The 15012-nt window shown below is 67.6% G+C and carries 12 protein-coding genes; 4 read left to right on the forward strand and 8 right to left on the reverse strand.

Going from position 1 to position 15012, the window contains the following annotated elements:
- Nucleotides 1-27: 27 nt before the first annotated feature.
- From ACFPPB_RS16350 to ACFPPB_RS16365, 4 genes are read left to right on the forward strand one after another with little or no spacing between them, the layout of a single operon-like run.
- The gene (locus tag ACFPPB_RS16350) at nucleotides 28-1491 is read left to right on the forward strand and encodes a DUF3375 domain-containing protein (RefSeq protein WP_377329016.1); all 1464 of its coding nucleotides are present in this window, start codon (nucleotides 28-30) and stop codon (nucleotides 1489-1491) included.
- A complete protein-coding gene (locus ACFPPB_RS16355; RefSeq protein WP_377329018.1) occupies nucleotides 1478-2164 on the forward strand; it encodes a DUF4194 domain-containing protein in 687 nt (228 codons plus the stop codon). Before ACFPPB_RS16350 ends, ACFPPB_RS16355 begins: the two co-directional genes overlap by 14 nt.
- The gene (locus tag ACFPPB_RS16360; RefSeq protein ID WP_377329020.1) at nucleotides 2164-5538 is read left to right on the forward strand and encodes an ATP-binding protein; all 3375 of its coding nucleotides are present in this window, start codon (nucleotides 2164-2166) and stop codon (nucleotides 5536-5538) included. The genes ACFPPB_RS16355 and ACFPPB_RS16360 overlap by 1 nt, the downstream gene beginning before the upstream one ends.
- Entirely contained in the window at nucleotides 5525-6679 is a 1155-nt protein-coding gene (locus tag ACFPPB_RS16365; RefSeq protein ID WP_377329022.1) for a Wadjet anti-phage system protein JetD domain-containing protein, read from the forward strand. Before ACFPPB_RS16360 ends, ACFPPB_RS16365 begins: the two co-directional genes overlap by 14 nt.
- Before the next feature lie 204 nt (nucleotides 6680-6883).
- Here ACFPPB_RS16365 and ACFPPB_RS16370 read toward each other — a convergent pair whose 3' ends face one another.
- The 8 genes from ACFPPB_RS16370 to ACFPPB_RS16405 all read right to left on the reverse strand — a co-directional run bounded on the left by ACFPPB_RS16370 (nucleotide 6884) and on the right by ACFPPB_RS16405 (nucleotide 14862).
- Nucleotides 6884-8185, reverse strand: a complete 1302-nt coding sequence (locus ACFPPB_RS16370; RefSeq protein ID WP_377329024.1) for a type II toxin-antitoxin system HipA family toxin — start codon at nucleotides 8183-8185, stop codon at nucleotides 6884-6886.
- The gene (locus ACFPPB_RS16375) at nucleotides 8182-8463 is read right to left on the reverse strand and encodes a helix-turn-helix domain-containing protein (protein ID WP_377329026.1); all 282 of its coding nucleotides are present in this window, start codon (nucleotides 8461-8463) and stop codon (nucleotides 8182-8184) included. Before ACFPPB_RS16375 ends, ACFPPB_RS16370 begins: the two co-directional genes overlap by 4 nt.
- A gap of 96 nt (nucleotides 8464-8559) precedes the next feature.
- A complete protein-coding gene (locus ACFPPB_RS16380; RefSeq protein ID WP_377329028.1) occupies nucleotides 8560-10206 on the reverse strand; it encodes an NAD(P)/FAD-dependent oxidoreductase in 1647 nt (548 codons plus the stop codon).
- Between the two features lie 172 nt (nucleotides 10207-10378).
- Nucleotides 10379-10597, reverse strand: coding sequence for a hypothetical protein (locus ACFPPB_RS16385; RefSeq protein WP_377329030.1), 219 nt, complete (start codon nucleotides 10595-10597; stop codon nucleotides 10379-10381).
- Nucleotides 10598-10838: 241 nt separating this feature from the next.
- Nucleotides 10839-11345, reverse strand: a complete 507-nt coding sequence (locus ACFPPB_RS16390) for a DUF1993 domain-containing protein (RefSeq protein ID WP_377329032.1) — start codon at nucleotides 11343-11345, stop codon at nucleotides 10839-10841.
- The gene (locus ACFPPB_RS16395) at nucleotides 11342-12679 is read right to left on the reverse strand and encodes a TCR/Tet family MFS transporter (RefSeq protein ID WP_377329034.1); all 1338 of its coding nucleotides are present in this window, start codon (nucleotides 12677-12679) and stop codon (nucleotides 11342-11344) included. The genes ACFPPB_RS16390 and ACFPPB_RS16395 overlap by 4 nt, the downstream gene beginning before the upstream one ends.
- 100 nt (nucleotides 12680-12779) lie before the next feature.
- Nucleotides 12780-14198 (reverse strand): sensor histidine kinase, encoded by a 1419-nt coding sequence (locus tag ACFPPB_RS16400; RefSeq protein WP_377329036.1) that lies wholly within the window; start codon nucleotides 14196-14198, stop codon nucleotides 12780-12782.
- Entirely contained in the window at nucleotides 14185-14862 is a 678-nt protein-coding gene (locus ACFPPB_RS16405; protein ID WP_377329038.1) for a response regulator transcription factor, read from the reverse strand. The genes ACFPPB_RS16400 and ACFPPB_RS16405 overlap by 14 nt, the downstream gene beginning before the upstream one ends.
- Between the last annotated feature and the right edge of the window lie 150 nt (nucleotides 14863-15012).

Genomic DNA, 15012 nt, shown 5'->3' on the forward strand with positions numbered 1-15012 from the left:
GGCTGGTGCGCAGCATCCGGTGCCGCGGTGAAAACCCGTGCGCGCATCGCCACCTGGCAGCGCCTGCGTCAGCAGCCGACCTGGAAATTGCTGGCGGCGGACAACGCGCCGCTGACCGCCGCACTGCTGCAGGGTCTTTTACTCGACGTCGAGCGCCAGTTGCCGGCTTCGTTGCTGCACGAGCGGCTGGCGCGCGAGCTGGAGGAACTGCGTGCGCATGGCCACGCCGTGCCGCGCACCGCACAGGCCTACGTGGCCGAATGGCTGGGTTCTGGCTGGCTGGAGCGGCGCTTTCCGGAAGGAGCCAGTGAGGAACAGTACGAGCTGTCCACCCAGGCGATCGGTGCGCTGCGCTTTCTCGGCAGTCTGGACAGCAGCCGCAATGTGGCGACCGAAAGCCGGCTTGCGCTGGTCATCCAGCAACTGGTGCAACTGGCCCGGCAGACCGATGGCGACCCGCACAGCCGGCTGGCCGAGTTGCTGGCCGAGCGCGAGCGCGTCGACGCGCAGATCGCCGCGGTCAGCGAGGGGCGGGTGGACGTGCTGGACGATACCCGCGCGCTGGAACGTGCACGCGAGATCATCGCGCTGGCCGACGAGCTGGCCGAGGATTTCCGTCATGTGCGCGACGACTTCCAGCAGCTGGATCGCGACTTCCGCGAGCGCATCATCGACGACGAACGCCAGCGCGGCGAGATGCTGGAGGCGCTGTTCGCCGGCGTCGACGTGATCGCTGAAAGCGAATCGGGGCGCAGCTTCGACGCGTTCTGGCGGCTGCTCACCGACGCCGAGCAGAGCGGCCAGCTGGAAGCCGCGGTGGATGCGGTGACCGGCCGCGAGTTCGCGCGCAAGCTGGACCGGCGCGAGCGCAGCTTCCTGCTGCATCTTACCCGCACCCTGCTCGACCGCGGCGGTCACGTGCACGATGTGCTGCAGCATTTCGCGCGCAGCCTGAAGGGCTTCGTGCAGAGCCGCGCCTACCTGGAGCAGCGCCGCCTGCACCAGTTGCTCAAGCAGACCCAGGCCGAGGCGCTGAAACTGCGCGACCGGGTGCGCAGCAACGAGGGTATCGACTACACGTTGATACTGAGCGGTGCGCGGGTGCACTCGCTGTCGCGCTGGCGTCTGAACGACCCGCGCCACAGCCAGGTCGACAGCAGCATCGTGCGCGCCGAGGGCGCGGCGATCACGCTGGACGGTGTGGGCGAACTCGTTGCGCAGTCGGAGATCGACTTCCGCAGCTTGAAACAATGCGTGCACACGCTGCTGGCCGATCACGCGCAATGTTCGGTGGGCGCCGTGTTGCAGCGCTATCCGGCCGAACAGGGCCTGGGCAGCGTGGTCGGCTACGTGGCGCTGGGCAGCCGCCACGGCATGCTGGTGCCCGACCGCCACGAATCGGTGAGCTGGCGCGGCGAGGACGGTCACGAGCGCCGCGCCCGCATTCCCCTGTTGTACTTCCTCAAGGAAAAACGCGATGAACTGGTCTGATGACATGATCGAGCCGGAATCGGCAAACCCGCCATCGGAAGGCGTGGGTGATGCCGGCTTGTTCCCCGGGGACAGCGGCAGCCTGCCGTTCGAGGCGCGCCGCGTGCTGTGCCAGTTGCTGGCCGGCCCCAGCGTGGACGCCGAGCGCCACGCCTTGCTCTGGCCGGTGCTGCTGCGCGAAGAAACCGCCATCCGCGCGCGCCTGTGCGAACTGTTCCTGGAGCTGGTGCTGGATCGCGACCTGCGCGTGGCCTTCGTACGCCAGGCCGATACCGGCGAGCTGGAAACCCCGACTCTGCTGCGTTCCAGTCCGCTCACCTTCATCGACTCGGTGCTGCTGCTGGCCTTGCGCCAGCGCCTGGCCGAAGCCGAGGCGCAAGGCCAGCGCGCGGTGGTGGAGGTGGACGAACTGCATGCGCAGCTGGCCGTGTACGAGCCGCCGCAGGGCACCGACCGCGCCGGCTTCACCAAGAAGCTCAACGCCGCCATCGAGAAGATGAAAAAGAACAACGTGCTGCAACCGATCCGCGGCAGCGAAGGCCGCCACGAGGTATCGCCCACGCTGAAGCTGCTGTTTTCCGCCGAGGACGTGCAGGCGCTGGGCGCGGTCTATCGCGAACACCTGGCCGGCGCCCGCATCCTCGACGGCGTCACGCCGGAGGAGGACGACTGATGGCCAGGGCCGACACCAACGCACCGTTGTTCCTCAGCGACCTGCCCACGCCGCGCGAGGAACAATTCCGCCTGCGCCGCATGCAGGTATTCAACTGGGGCACCTTCTCCGGGCTGCATGAAGTGCCGATCGCCGAGCGCGGCTTCCTGTTCGTGGGCCGTTCCGGCTCGGGCAAGTCGACCCTGCTCGATGCGATGTCCGCGCTGCTGGTGCCGCCTGCGCTGGTCGATTTCAACGCCGCCGCGCGCGAGGCCGAACGCAGCGGCCGCGACCGTTCGCTGGTGTCCTACGTGCGTGGCGCCTGGGCCGACCAGCACGACGAGGATTCGGGTGAGGTCGCCACCCAGTACCTGCGCCGCGGCCCGGTATGGTCGGCGCTGGCGTTGGAATACCGCAACGCGCTGGGCCGCTGCGTGACCCTGGTGCGGCTGCTGTGGATTCGCGGCAACAGCTCTACCGCCGCCGACGTGCAAAAGCATTTCATCGTCGCCGAGCGGCCGTTCGACCTGGCCGAGGAACTGAAGGGTTTCGATCTGGACCTGCGCCGGCTCAAGCAGCGCTTGGCCGACGTGCACCATCACGACAGCTTCAACGCCTACGCCGAGCGCTTCCGCCGCCTGCTCGGCATCGGCAACGACACCGCGCTGCGCCTGCTGCACAAGACGCAATCGGCGAAGAACCTGGGCGACCTCAACCATTTCCTGCGCGATTTCATGCTGGAGCGCCCCGAGACCTTCGCCGTGGCCGATCGCCTGGTGGCCGAATTCGCCGAGCTGGACGAGGCGCACAAGGCGGTGGTCACCGCGCGCGAACAGATCGAGACCTTGCGCCCCGCGCGTGCGGCCCATGAGCGGTTGATGGCCGTGCGCCGCGAGCGCAGCGAACTGGACGAGCTGCTGGCGGGCATGGACGGCCATCGCGAGCGGCTGCGCGTGCGCCTGCTCGATGCGCGCCTGACCGAACTGGACACGCTGGATCGCGGCCTCGAAGGCGAAGAAGGCCGTCGCCTGCAAGGCCTGGAACAGCACCAGCGCGAACTCGGCGACTTGCAGGCGCGTCACCGCGAACAGGGCGGTGCGCAGATCGAGCAGCTCGAACGCGAGCGCGACAGCGTGTCGCATGATCGCGAAACCTGTTTGCGCCACCGTGGCGTGGCCGACGCCGCCTGCCGGCAACTGGACTGGCAGCTCGCCGGCACGCCGCAGGGTTTCGCCGAGCAACTCTCCCAGGCACGCAGCCTGCTCGATGCCGGCCAGGACGCCACCGCCCATGCCGACCAGCGCATGCTGGAACTGGGCATGCAGAAGAAGCAAGCCGAAGACGCCTTTAACGGCGCACGGGCCGAGATCGCCGCGCTGGAAGCGCACCCGTCGAACATCCCCGCGCATCTGCAGGCCCTGCGCGGCCGCCTGTGTGCCGCGCTGGGTCTGGCCGATACCGCGCTGCCATTCGCCGGCGAGCTGATCCAGGTGCGCGCGGACGAGCAGGCGTGGAGCGGCGCGATCGAGCGCCTGCTGCACGGCTTCGCGCTGTCGCTGCTGGTGGACGAGCGGCATTACGCCAAGGTCGCCGCCTGGGTCGATGCCACCCATCTCGGCGGCAAGCTGGTCTATCACCGCATCGGCGCGGCGGATGCGCCGAACGTGTCCGCACCACCGCCGCGCTCGCTGCTGCACAAGCTGGAGCTGGCCCCGCACGCGCACCAGGAGTGGCTGCACGCCGAACTGCTGCGCCGCTACGACTACGCCTGCGTGGACAGCGTGCAGGCACTGCGCCAGAGCGAACGCGCCATCACCGTGCAAGGCCAGATCAAGCACGGCCGCAGCCGGCACGAAAAGGACGACCGCCACGCCGTCGGTGATCGCCGCCAGTGGGTGATGGGTTTCGACAACCGCGAAAAGCTGGCGCTGTACAAGGCCGAAGCCGGCGCGCTGGCGCAGCAGATCGCCGAGGCCGACAACACGATGGCGGCGATCAAGGCCGAACGCGCGCGCCAGGCCAGCCGTGCCGCCGCGGCGCAGTCGCTGGCCAACCTGCGCTGGAGCGACATCGACGTCGCACCCCTGCTGACGCGGCTGGATGCCATCGAGCGCACGCTGAAGGAACTACGCGAAGGCGATGTGGCGTTGCGCGAACTGGGCGAGCGCATCGAGGCCAGCGGCAGACAGGTCGCCACCGCGCAGCGCCTGTTGAACGACGTTCGCGACGAGCGCCGCGATCACCGGCGCGAGCGCGAGCGGCTGGACAAGGACCGTGCCCGTTGCGGGGAGGAGGTGGCCGCCAGGCCGCTGACGCCGTTGCAGCAGCAAGGGCTGGATGCGCGCTGCGATGCGGGCGCGTCGTTCACCCTGGGTAACCTGGCCGAGCGCACGCTGGCGATGGAGCGCGCGCTCAACCAGGGCATCGCTGCGCTGGAGACGGAGGCGGCCGAGCAGAGCCACCGCATCGTCAGCTGCTTCGAAAGCTTCCGCCGCCGCTGGGTGCAGGACGCCGGCGACGTGCAGGCCAACCTGGAAAGCGCGACGGATTTCTTCGCGCGGCTGGAGCGGCTGGAACGCGACGGCCTGCCGGCCCACGAGGCACGCTTCTTCGAGATGCTGCGCACGCAGAGCGGGCAGAACCTGGTGGCGCTGCAGACGCATATCGCACAGGCGCACAAGGCGATCCGGGCGCGCATGGAAGACGTCAACGCCAGCCTGGAAAAAGTGCCGTTCAACCGCGGCAGCATCCTGCAGATCAAGCCCGAGGATCGCCGCCTGCCGGAGGTGATCGAGTTCCGCCAGCAGTTGCGCGACGTGCTGGCGCATCAGCGCACCGACGATCGCGAGCGCGCCGAAGCGCAGTTCGATGGCTTGCGCAAGCTGGTGGCGCGGCTGGCCTCGACCGACCCCGAACACAAGCGCTGGCGCGAGCAGGTGCTGGACGTGCGCCTGCATGTGGAGTTCATCGGCGAGGAGCGCGATGAGCAAAGCGGCCGCCAGCTGGAGGTGTACCGCAGCGGCGCCGGTAAATCCGGCGGCCAGCGCCAGAAACTGGCCACCACCTGCCTGGCTGCCGCGCTGCGCTACCAGCTCGGCGACGAGGACGGCGGCGTGCCGCAATACGCGGCGGTGGTGCTGGACGAGGCGTTCGACAAGGCCGACAACGAATTCACCGCGATGGCCATGCGCATCTTCGAGAACTTTGGTTTCCAGATGATCGTCGCCACGCCGCTGAAATCGGTGATGACCCTGGAGCCGTTCATCGGCGGCGCCTGCTTCGTCGAGATCGACGGCCGCCACGATTCCCGCGTGCTGATGATCGAGTACGACGCCGACAACCAGCGCCTGGATCTGCCACGCGCTGCGCGCGAGGGCGACGATGCGCAGCCCTGAGCAGGCCGTCGCGCTGCTGCGCGGCAGCTGGCGGCGGCAGGCCGGCGACTGGCTGGGCGGCGGCGGCGACTGGCCGTTGCGCGTATCGCTGGCAGCACCGGGCGAGCGTCAGGCCAGTGCGCACTGGGCGGCGTTCGAGGCGTGGCGAGCCGGGTGGAAAGACTGGCACGGTGGCGAGGTGAGCTGGGCCGAACGGCGCTGGCCGCTGCTCGGTCGTCAGTCCGTGCCGGAGGCTTTGTCGTTGCCCGACGCGGAGGCGCTGGCCGAACTGCTGGGCGAAGCCGTGCGCTGGCGGCGTGCCGGCATGCGTTTCGACGCGTGGGTGCAACGCTGGCCGATGCTGGCCGCCACGTTGCGCCGTCAGTATGCATTGCTGGCCGACGCCGACGACACGGAATTCGCCCGCTTCGGCGACATGCTGGCGTGGCTGTGGGCGCATCCGTCGTCGAATCTGTTCGTGCGCCAGCTGCCGGTGGCCGGGCTGGACAGCAAGTGGCTGGAAAGCCGCACCGGCCTGCTCGGCGACTGGCTGCGCACGCTGGTCGGGTTGCCGCGCGACACGGAGTTCTGGCAAGCCAGCGGCTTGCGCCGCGAGCCGGATCGCCTGCGTCTGCGCGTGCTCGATCCCGCTTTGCGTTCGCGTGTGGGCGGCCTGGGCGACATCCATGCGCCGTTCGGCGAATTGGCCTCGCTGGATCTGCCGGCGCGCCGCGTCTTCATCGTCGAGAACAAGCAGACCGGCCTGGCCTTCGACGACCTGCCCGATTCCGTCGTGCTGATGGCACGCGGCTACGCGGTGGAGCATCTGCACGCACTGCCGTGGCTGCGCGCTGCGCAGGCCGTGCACTACTGGGGCGACCTGGACACCCATGGCCTGGCCATCCTCGGCCGCCTTCGCGGCCATCTGCCGCAGGTGACATCGTTGCTGATGGACGAAGCGACCTTGCTGGCCCATCGCGCGTTGTGGGTAATCGAGCCGCAGCCGCACCGTGCCGGCACGATCGACCACCTGGATGCCGCCGAACAGGCGCTTTATCGCGATCTGCACGGCGACCGCTGGGGTGTGCGCGTGCGGCTGGAGCAGGAGCGGATCGGCTGGGATGTGGCCTGGGCCCGGATCGGGCGACTCCTGATGGGATGATCGGTGTGCGGCCGGATGTAGCGGCGGATCGACGATTTGCGTCACCGCGGTGGACGCCATCAAAGCTCGCCGAAGCTTTTTTGCCGGACGCTCGGTCTGGCGCACCAAGCGGACCTCGAAGAACGCCAGAACAAGCTTCTGCTCGTCAGCCCGCCTGACCCGCTTCCGGGCTGTCGAGCGCCGGATGGGCGGATGAAGTTTCATTCAGGCTCTCCAGGGAGTCTGGGCTATCCAGCGCCCTTTCTCGCGGGCACTCTCGGCGAGCAGGGCCGGCAATTGCTGCAGGATCGGATGGTCGATGCCGCCGTCGCGCATGCTTCGGGCCAGATCGCTGGCGTGGTCCGGCAGCGCATCGGCCATGCCGGCCATGCGTGCCAGCGCCGCCTCGGCATTCACCCGGCTGCCGCGCAGCAACGACTCCCAGTGGTGCCGACGGATATCGCGCAGGCGATAGGTGTTGCCGATTTTCATCGCCATCGCCAGTTTGTCCTGGTGCAGTGCCGGGTAGGGCAGCGCGCTACCAAGGTCGTACAACGGTGCCAGGCGGATGCGGCCACCACGACCGAACAGCAATGCGTAGTTCTTCGCATGGGCATCGGTGCCCACAATCAGCCAGTTGAAGGCGAGTGCGTCGATGAAAGTGTCCACGTCGCGGGACGGGGCGCTGGAGTGCGTACGCAATAGCTCGACGATGGTGAGCGGACCGGGGCCTCCGTCGCTCTGGTACTTGCGCGTGGGCGAAACAGCGAGCGCCTGGCACAGGTCTTCCTGGTGCACCCGTAGCCACTGCTCCTGACGCTCGATGCGATCGAAGCGGGCCACCACGATGGCCGCTTCGCCATCGAATCGGCGCAGTTCGGAACGTGCCACCGGCAGGCCGAGCCGGCGGGCCAGGGCGAGGCAGAAATGTTCATTCTCGGCATGGCCGTCGAATGCGGCGGTGGTCGGCTTCAGGATATGCGTGGTGGGCGTGCGCCCGGCGGGTACGCTCCAGCGACGATCGCGCAGCAGTAGCGCGGTCTTCGGTTGCGCACCGGCAAGGCTGAACTGGCCATGGTCGGTGGCGCGCCGGGTGGCGGAGGGATCCTGTCGCAAGGCGCGTAGGCGTTCGCCGATCTCGGCTTCGTCCAACCAGACGATGTCGTCGTCTGCCGGGCGTTGCAGGGTCGGCAAGCGCTCCGTTGGCACGAACTGCACGGCGCCGGCGCAATCCTCTCCGATATGCGTCAGCAGGCCGAATGCATTGCGCGCGGAGACTTGGAAGCGGGCGGCCCAGCGCGCCAGGGTCTGTTCATTGTCGGGCAGCAGGCCCCACAGGAAGGCATCGATCGCGGCATGCGGATGCACTGCACGCAGCAGCGGCATCGACAGCGACAACGGGATGGCATCCGGGCGCTGGCGCCATTCGTCCGCGTACTCGAAGTGCAACTGGCCGTTGCGTTCGCGGGCAACGGTTCCGATGGGCACACCGTTCATTACGGCGACCAGTTCGTGGGCTGCAGTCATGGCTGCCGCGCGCCATCGACGATGGCATCGATGTCGATATCCGGTGCATCGGCAACGCCACGAAAGGACGTCGCCAGACCTGTCTGCAATGGGCTGTCGAGCGCGTTGAGAGCACGCAGCACCAAGCCGATCTCCGCCCGTGGCTTGCCGCGCTCGACCTCCACCACCCACTGTCGGCTGACCCCGATGCGGCGGGCCAATTCAGCCTGGCCAAGTCCGGCATTCTTGCGGTTCTCGCGCAAAAATGCGCCGATATCCTGCGGGGTCCGGATGAACATGATGGGTCTCGGAGTCGCCGTACGGCGGCATTATAAAATGACAGCGATCGATGACAATATACGGATGTCACCGTTCGCTGACAATACCCGCTTGCTTCAGTTCCCAGCGATGTTCTGCGCCACCGCTTCCGCGATGCGGATGCCATCCACCGCTGCCGAAAGGATGCCGCCGGCATAGCCGGCGCCTTCGCCGGCCGGGTACAGGCCGCGGGTGTTCAGGCTTTGCAGGCTGTCGTCGCGCGTGATCCGTACCGGCGAGGAGGTGCGCGTCTCGACGCCGGTGAGGATCGCGTCGTGCATCGCGTAGCCGCGGATCTGGCGTTCGAATGCGGGCAGCGCTTCGCGGATCGCGGCGATCGCATAGTCGGGCAGCATGCTGTCGAGATTGCCCAGGGTCACGCCCGGCTTGTATGAAGGTTGCACGTCGCCGAATTCGCGCGAAGCGCGGCCAGCGAGGAAGTCGCCGACGAGCTGACCCGGTGCGCTGTAGTTTTCGCCACCCAGGACATAGGCGCGGCTTTCCAGCGCGCGCTGCAAGGCGATGCCGGCGAGCGGACCGCCGCTGGCGTCGTAGGGCGCGAAATCGGACGGATCGATGCCGACCACCACCGCCGCGTTCGCATTGCGCTCGTTGCGCGAGTACTGGCTCATGCCGTTGGTGACCACGCGGCCCGGTTCGGAAGCCGCGGCGACCACGGTGCCGCCGGGGCACATGCAGAAGCTGTATACCGTGCGGCCGCGTCCGTCCTGATCTTTTTTGCAGTGATGCACCAGCTTGTAGTCGGCCGCGCCGAGAACCGGGTGGCCGGCCTGCGGGCCGAAACGGGCGCTGTCGATGACCGACTGCGGATGTTCGATGCGGAAGCCGATCGAGAAAGGTTTTGCTTCCAGATACACCCCGCGCGCGTGCAGCATCTCGAAGGTATCGCGTGCGCTGTGGCCTAGCGCCAGCACGACGTGATCGGCGCGAATCTGCTCGCCGCTGGCCAGGGTCACGCCGCGGATCCGCTGCCGGCCATCCGCGGCCGGCTCGAGCAGGAGATCGTCGACGCGGCTGCTGAAGCGGATCTCGCCGCCCAGCGATTCGATGGTGGCGCGCATGTTCTCCACCATCGTCACCAGCCGGAACGTGCCGATGTGCGGTTTGCTGACGTAGAGGATCTCCTCCGGCGCGCCGGCCTTGACGAATTCGGTGAGCACCTTGCGGCCGTGATGCAGCGGATCGCGGATCTGGCTGTGCAGCTTGCCGTCGGAGAACGTGCCGGCACCGCCCTCGCCGAATTGCACGTTGGATTCCGGATGCAGGTGGCGCTTGCGCCACAGATCCCAGGTGTCCTTGGTGCGCTCGCGCACTCCCTTGCCGCGATCGAGGATGATAGGCCGGAAGCCCATCTGCGCCAGGATCAGCCCGGCAAACAGTCCGCAGGGACCGAAGCCGATCACCAGCGGGCGCTGGGACAGTTTTGGGGGTGCCTGCGTCACGAAGTGGTAGCTGGTGTCGGGCGTGGGCTGGACGTGCGGGTCGTCGGCGAAACGCCGCAGCAGCTCCGCCTCGTGCGTGGTGTCGATGTCCAGCGCATAGATCAGCGCGATCGCACCGCGCTTGCGTGCGTCATAGCTGCGTTTGGCAATGCTGTAACCGGTCAGCGCGCCGGCCTCGATATCCAGTCGCTTGAGAATCGCGGCGGTCAGTGCGGCCTCGCTGTGATCCAGCGGCAGCTTGAGGTCGGTCAGTCGCAGCATGCGGATCCGTCGTGGTCGGTCGAAGCGGGGAGAAGGGCCCCAGGGCCGTCACGCCGTCGGGGCTGGCCCGGTATTGTCGATGCGATCGCGCGCGATGGACAAGGCGCAATTTTGAGCCCTTGGCCGCCGATCATCGCTTGCTGGTGTTGCGAAGCTGACGCACGGCGTCAGTTCAGGCGGCAAGAATGGCCAGGAATTGCTCACCCGTGGCTTGTGGATGCAGCAGGATCAGGCGCGCTGCACTCCGGCGCGAATGCCGGCAAGCTGCGGCCAGACAGAGATGGCCATCATTGCTGGCGATCGCCTGCGCGCGGGCCTGATGCGATGGGTCTTGGCAGACCAGGCCGTGCTGCGGGCCGCCGACAATAACGTATTCGATGTTCTGCTCCATGGAAGTGTCCTCGGTAATCGCGTAGCGGGGTAGTTGCCGATATACCAAGCACGGGACAAGCCACCACGCCGCGGGCAAATGCGGTATGGATCACAGATTTCGAATCCGGGGTATTTCAGCGCTCGGGCGGGCGCTGCGGACCCGGCGCGGCGCAGGGCGCGTCTGGTCGCGCGGATTCCCGTGGGGGATGCAGAGCATCGCGACTGAACCCGCTCCCACGGTGAAGCCGCCGGCGGGCGCGTTACGCCTGGCCGATGAAATCCGTCTTGCCGATCTCGGTGCCGGCTTCGCGCAGGATGTTGTAGGCGGTGGTGCAATGGAAAAACAGGTTCGGGATCAGGAATTGCAGCAGGTAGGCCTGGCCGTCGAAGGTCATCTCGCCGGTGCGCGTCTTGAGGACGATGGTGCGGCCCTCGCTGCCGTCGATCTGCTCGGGTTTGAACGTCTTGATGTACTCGAGCGCGCGGTCGATGCGCGAATGGACCTGCTCCAGCGTGGTCTCGTTGTCCTCGAACGGCGTCGGCTCGACTCCGGCCAGACGGGCCGTGCCGCGGGTGGCCATGTCGCAGGCGATCTGCACCTGCCTGACCAGCGGCAGCATGTCGGGAATCAGCCGGGTCTGCAGCAGCACTTCGCCGGTGACGTTCTTTGCCTTTGCATGCTCCTCGCCTTTCTTGAGCACGTGCACGAGATTGTTGAGCGCGCGGGTGAAGACGGGAACGGCAGCCTGATACAAGGAAAGCGTCATGGGGATTGCTCCGGTGGGGCGTGGGGAATCGATTCGGACGAAAATTCGTTGAATGGCAGAGTGGGGACGACGTCGTCGATTGCCAATGGCGCCGCAGCTGGTGCATGGCGCATCACGCGTACGGCGATCAACGCGGCGGCGAACAGCAACGACGCGGCCAGCACGAACGCTGCGCCGGGCAGATGCCGCACCGGGGCGTGATCGCTGATGAACAGCGCGAAGATATTGGCGAACAGCGCCGGCCCGAAGATGCCGGCGAGGCTGGCCAGGCTGGTCAGCGCGCCCTGCAGGCGGCCTTGCTCATGCGGATCGACCTGGTGCGACATCATCGCCTGCGCCGGCGGCCCGGCCAGGCCGCCCAGACTGAGGAACGGAATGCCGAGCAGGAACAGCCACGATAGCGAGGCGAAGCCGAAGAACCCGTAGCCGACGATGCACAGCGCGAGCCCGGCCAGGATCATGCGCCGCTCGCCCAGCTTCGGCATCAGCCGACGCACCAGCACGGCCTGCACCAGCCCGCTGCACAGGCCGACCAGTCCGAGCGTGTAGCCGACCGCCTGCGGTCCCCAGCCGTAACGGTAATCGGTGTACAGCACGTAGGTGGAGTTCAGCGAGAACTGCGCCAGGTTGATCAGGAAGAACACCACGGCCAGCCCGAACACCTGCGGATAGCGGCGCAGCAGCACCACCGCGCCGAACGGATTGGCATGACGCCAGTCGAAGCGGGCGCTGCGCTTTTCCTTCGGCAGCGATTCGGGCAGCACGAAGTAGCCGTAGCAGAAATTGACCAGCGACAATCCGGCCGCCACCCAGAACGGCAGCCGGATATGCAGATGGCCGAGAAAGCCGCCCAGCGCCGGGCCGACGATGAAGCCGATCCCGAACGCGGCGCCCAGCGTGCCGAACGCGGCCGCGCGTTTCTCCTTCGGCACGATGTCGGCGATATAGGCATTCGCGGTGGAGAAGCTCGCCGCGCAGATACCCGACACCGCGCGGCCGATGAACAGCAGCCACAGCACCGGCGCCAGCGCCATCACGATGAAGTCGACACCGAGACCGAAGCTGGAGATCAGGATCACCGTGCGCCGGCCGAAGCGATCCGACAGCGTGCCCTGCACCGGGGAGAAGATGAACTGCATCAGCATGAACAGCGCGCCGAACGCGCCCGACCACACCGCTGCCCTCGAGATGCTGCCGCCGATCAGCTCCACGATCAGGTGCGGCAGCACCGGGATGATGATGCCGAACGCCAGCATGTCCAGCGTGACGGTGACGAAGATGAAAGTGAGCGCGGCCCGGCGCTGCGGCGGGGCGGTAGTCGGTGACTGATCCATGGATGTTGGGCAAGGCGTTGGGAGCTGCACGATAGCCGAATGACGCCGGCGCGGCACGTGCGGCGAGCGTCGAACGGCGGCCGGAAGGGTCGGGATTGGCTTATCCGGCGAGGCCTGCGTCGATTGGATCAGGGCGTCCCTGACCCATGCGTGCGCGCGGAAATTGCAGCTCCACCATCAGCCCCGGCATCGCATCGCGCAGCACCAGGCCGATGCCGTGCAGATCGCTGATCGCAGCGACCAGCGCGAGGCCGAGTCCGGCACCGGGCAGGTTGCGGCTGCTATCCAGCCGCGCGAAACGTTTCAGTACCTGCGCGCGCGACTCGGGCGCGATGCCGGGGCCACCATCGATCACCCGCCCGATCGTGGCATCGGCCCGCACCTGCAGCTCCAGCCGGAGACGCGAGGGCGCCGGAGTGTGATGCAGCGCATTTTCCACCAGGTTGACCAGCATCTGGGTGAGCAGCGCGCGGTCGCCGTGCAGGCGCTGGCCGGCGGCGATCCGGGCCTCGAACGGGTGGCCGCTGTCCTCGGCCACGGGCCGGTAGATCTCGGCGATGCTTTCGAACAGCGCAGACAGATCGATCAGCTCGAAGCCGCTATGGCGCTGGCGCGCCTCGACACTGGCGATACGCAACAGGGCGCGGAACGTGGCCAGCAAGTCGTCGATGTCGCCGACCGCCTCGCCGATGGTCCGGCGCAGGCCGGCCGCGTCCATGCCATCGGCGAGACTCGCCTCCAGCCGCTGGCGCGTCCGCGCCAGCGGCGTGCGCAGATCGTGCGCGATGTCGTTGGATACCTGGCGCATGCCTTCCATCAACACCTGCGTGCGTTCGAGCAGGCGATTCAGGCGGGCCGCCAGCCGGTCGAGCTCGTCGCCCCGCCCGCTGCCGACCAGCGGCAGTTCCTGGGCACCTTCGAGTACGCGTTCGGCACGGGCACCCAGTGCGTCGATGCGATACAGATAACGCCAGCTCGCCAATCCGCCGCCAAGCAGCATCAGCACGATCGCCAGCGCGCCGACATCGATGAAGCTGTTGCCGAGCACCTCGCCCAGTTCGACCACCAGACGGTTGTCGCGCCCCACCGACAGCCAGCGGCCGTCGGGAAAGTGTGCGACGTACAGGCTCACCTGGTCGGCGTCGTTGTTGTCCTTGCCGATCGCACCGCGCAGCGGCAGCACATGCCAGCCGACGGCGTCGGGCCGATAGCGCAGGTTGCCGACGATGACCCGCCGCTGCGCGTCGGTCAGCAGGTAGTAATCCGGTCCCGCCGGCAGCGCGGCGAGCCGCTGGCGCAACTGCACGACGAGTGTGCCGTCGGCGTCGGCCTGGCGCAGGCTGGCCATCTCGGTGGCGACCTTGCCGCGCAGTTCGTCCTGCGCGTAGTCGTTGATGCGCAGCCACACGATGCCGAGCAGTGCCGCGCCCAGCAGCGCGAACAAGGCGGCCTGCCACAGCGCCATCCGGAACGCCGCGGTGCGCAATACCGGGCTGCGCACCGGCTCAGTGCGCTGCACGCAGACTGTAGCCGACGCCGCGTATGGTATGCAGCAACTCGCCGTCGAAGTCGCGGTCGATCTTCGCGCGCAGCCGGCTGATGTGCGTCTCCACCACGCTGGTCTGCGGCTCGAAATGAAATTCCCAGACGTGTTCGAGCAACATTGCGCGAGTCACCACGCGGCCCGCATGTGCCATGAGGTAGTCGAGCAGAAGGAATTCGCGCGGCTGCAATTCGATCGTGCGGCCGGCACGCTTCACCGTGCGGCTGAGCCGGTCCAGTTCGAGGTCGGCCACGCGCCGCCGCGTCGTCGGTTCGCCCAGTCGCGGACGGCGCGCCAGCGCGTCGATCCGGGCATTGAGTTCGGTCATCGCGAACGGCTTGGCCAGGTAGTCGTCTACGCCGGCTTCCAGTCCCTCGACGCGCGCATCCACTTCACCCAGCGCTGACACCATCAGTACCGGAGTCTCGCGTCCGGCGGCGCGCAGTTCGCGCACCAGGCCGAGGCCATCCAGCTTCGGCAGCATGCGGTCGACGATCAGCAGGTCGTAGTGCGCGCTGGCCACCTGCGAAAGGCCTTGGTAGCCGTCGGCAACCCGTTCGACGTGCCGGTGCCGCGGGTGCAGGCCGGCAACGATGTGGGCCGCCATGGCGTGGTCGTCTTCGACGATCAGGATCTTCATGTGCAAGCCCGGCTCGGCGGTGGTGGATCGGTTGTGCTGCAGGCGCGTCGTCTGCGGACAGCGCCTTTCTTACAGCTTGGTAAGCCTCCCGCATCCATTCGGTCATGCCGCCCATTTAACGTCGATCAGATGACAGCAGGAGTTCACGGC

The sequence above is a fragment of the Rhodanobacter terrae genome, assembly GCF_042657005.1.
Classification (GTDB): domain Bacteria; phylum Pseudomonadota; class Gammaproteobacteria; order Xanthomonadales; family Rhodanobacteraceae; genus Rhodanobacter; species Rhodanobacter terrae.

Excerpts from the sequence above, each read along its gene's own strand:
- ACFPPB_RS16355 (WP_377329018.1), top strand. The coding sequence starts at position 1,478 with ATGAACTGGTCTGATGACATGATCGAGCCGGAATCGGCAAACCCGCCA.
- ACFPPB_RS16360 (WP_377329020.1), top strand. The coding sequence starts at position 2,164 with ATGGCCAGGGCCGACACCAACGCACCGTTGTTCCTCAGCGACCTGCCC.
- ACFPPB_RS16365 (WP_377329022.1), top strand. The coding sequence starts at position 5,525 with ATGCGCAGCCCTGAGCAGGCCGTCGCGCTGCTGCGCGGCAGCTGGCGG.
- ACFPPB_RS16370 (WP_377329024.1), bottom strand. The coding sequence starts at position 8,185 with ATGACTGCAGCCCACGAACTGGTCGCCGTAATGAACGGTGTGCCCATC.
- ACFPPB_RS16375 (WP_377329026.1), bottom strand. The coding sequence starts at position 8,463 with ATGTTCATCCGGACCCCGCAGGATATCGGCGCATTTTTGCGCGAGAAC.
- ACFPPB_RS16380 (WP_377329028.1), bottom strand. The coding sequence starts at position 10,206 with ATGCTGCGACTGACCGACCTCAAGCTGCCGCTGGATCACAGCGAGGCC.
- ACFPPB_RS16385 (WP_377329030.1), bottom strand. The coding sequence starts at position 10,597 with ATGGAGCAGAACATCGAATACGTTATTGTCGGCGGCCCGCAGCACGGC.
- ACFPPB_RS16390 (WP_377329032.1), bottom strand. The coding sequence starts at position 11,345 with ATGACGCTTTCCTTGTATCAGGCTGCCGTTCCCGTCTTCACCCGCGCG.
- ACFPPB_RS16395 (WP_377329034.1), bottom strand. The coding sequence starts at position 12,679 with ATGGATCAGTCACCGACTACCGCCCCGCCGCAGCGCCGGGCCGCGCTC.
- ACFPPB_RS16405 (WP_377329038.1), bottom strand. The coding sequence starts at position 14,862 with ATGAAGATCCTGATCGTCGAAGACGACCACGCCATGGCGGCCCACATC.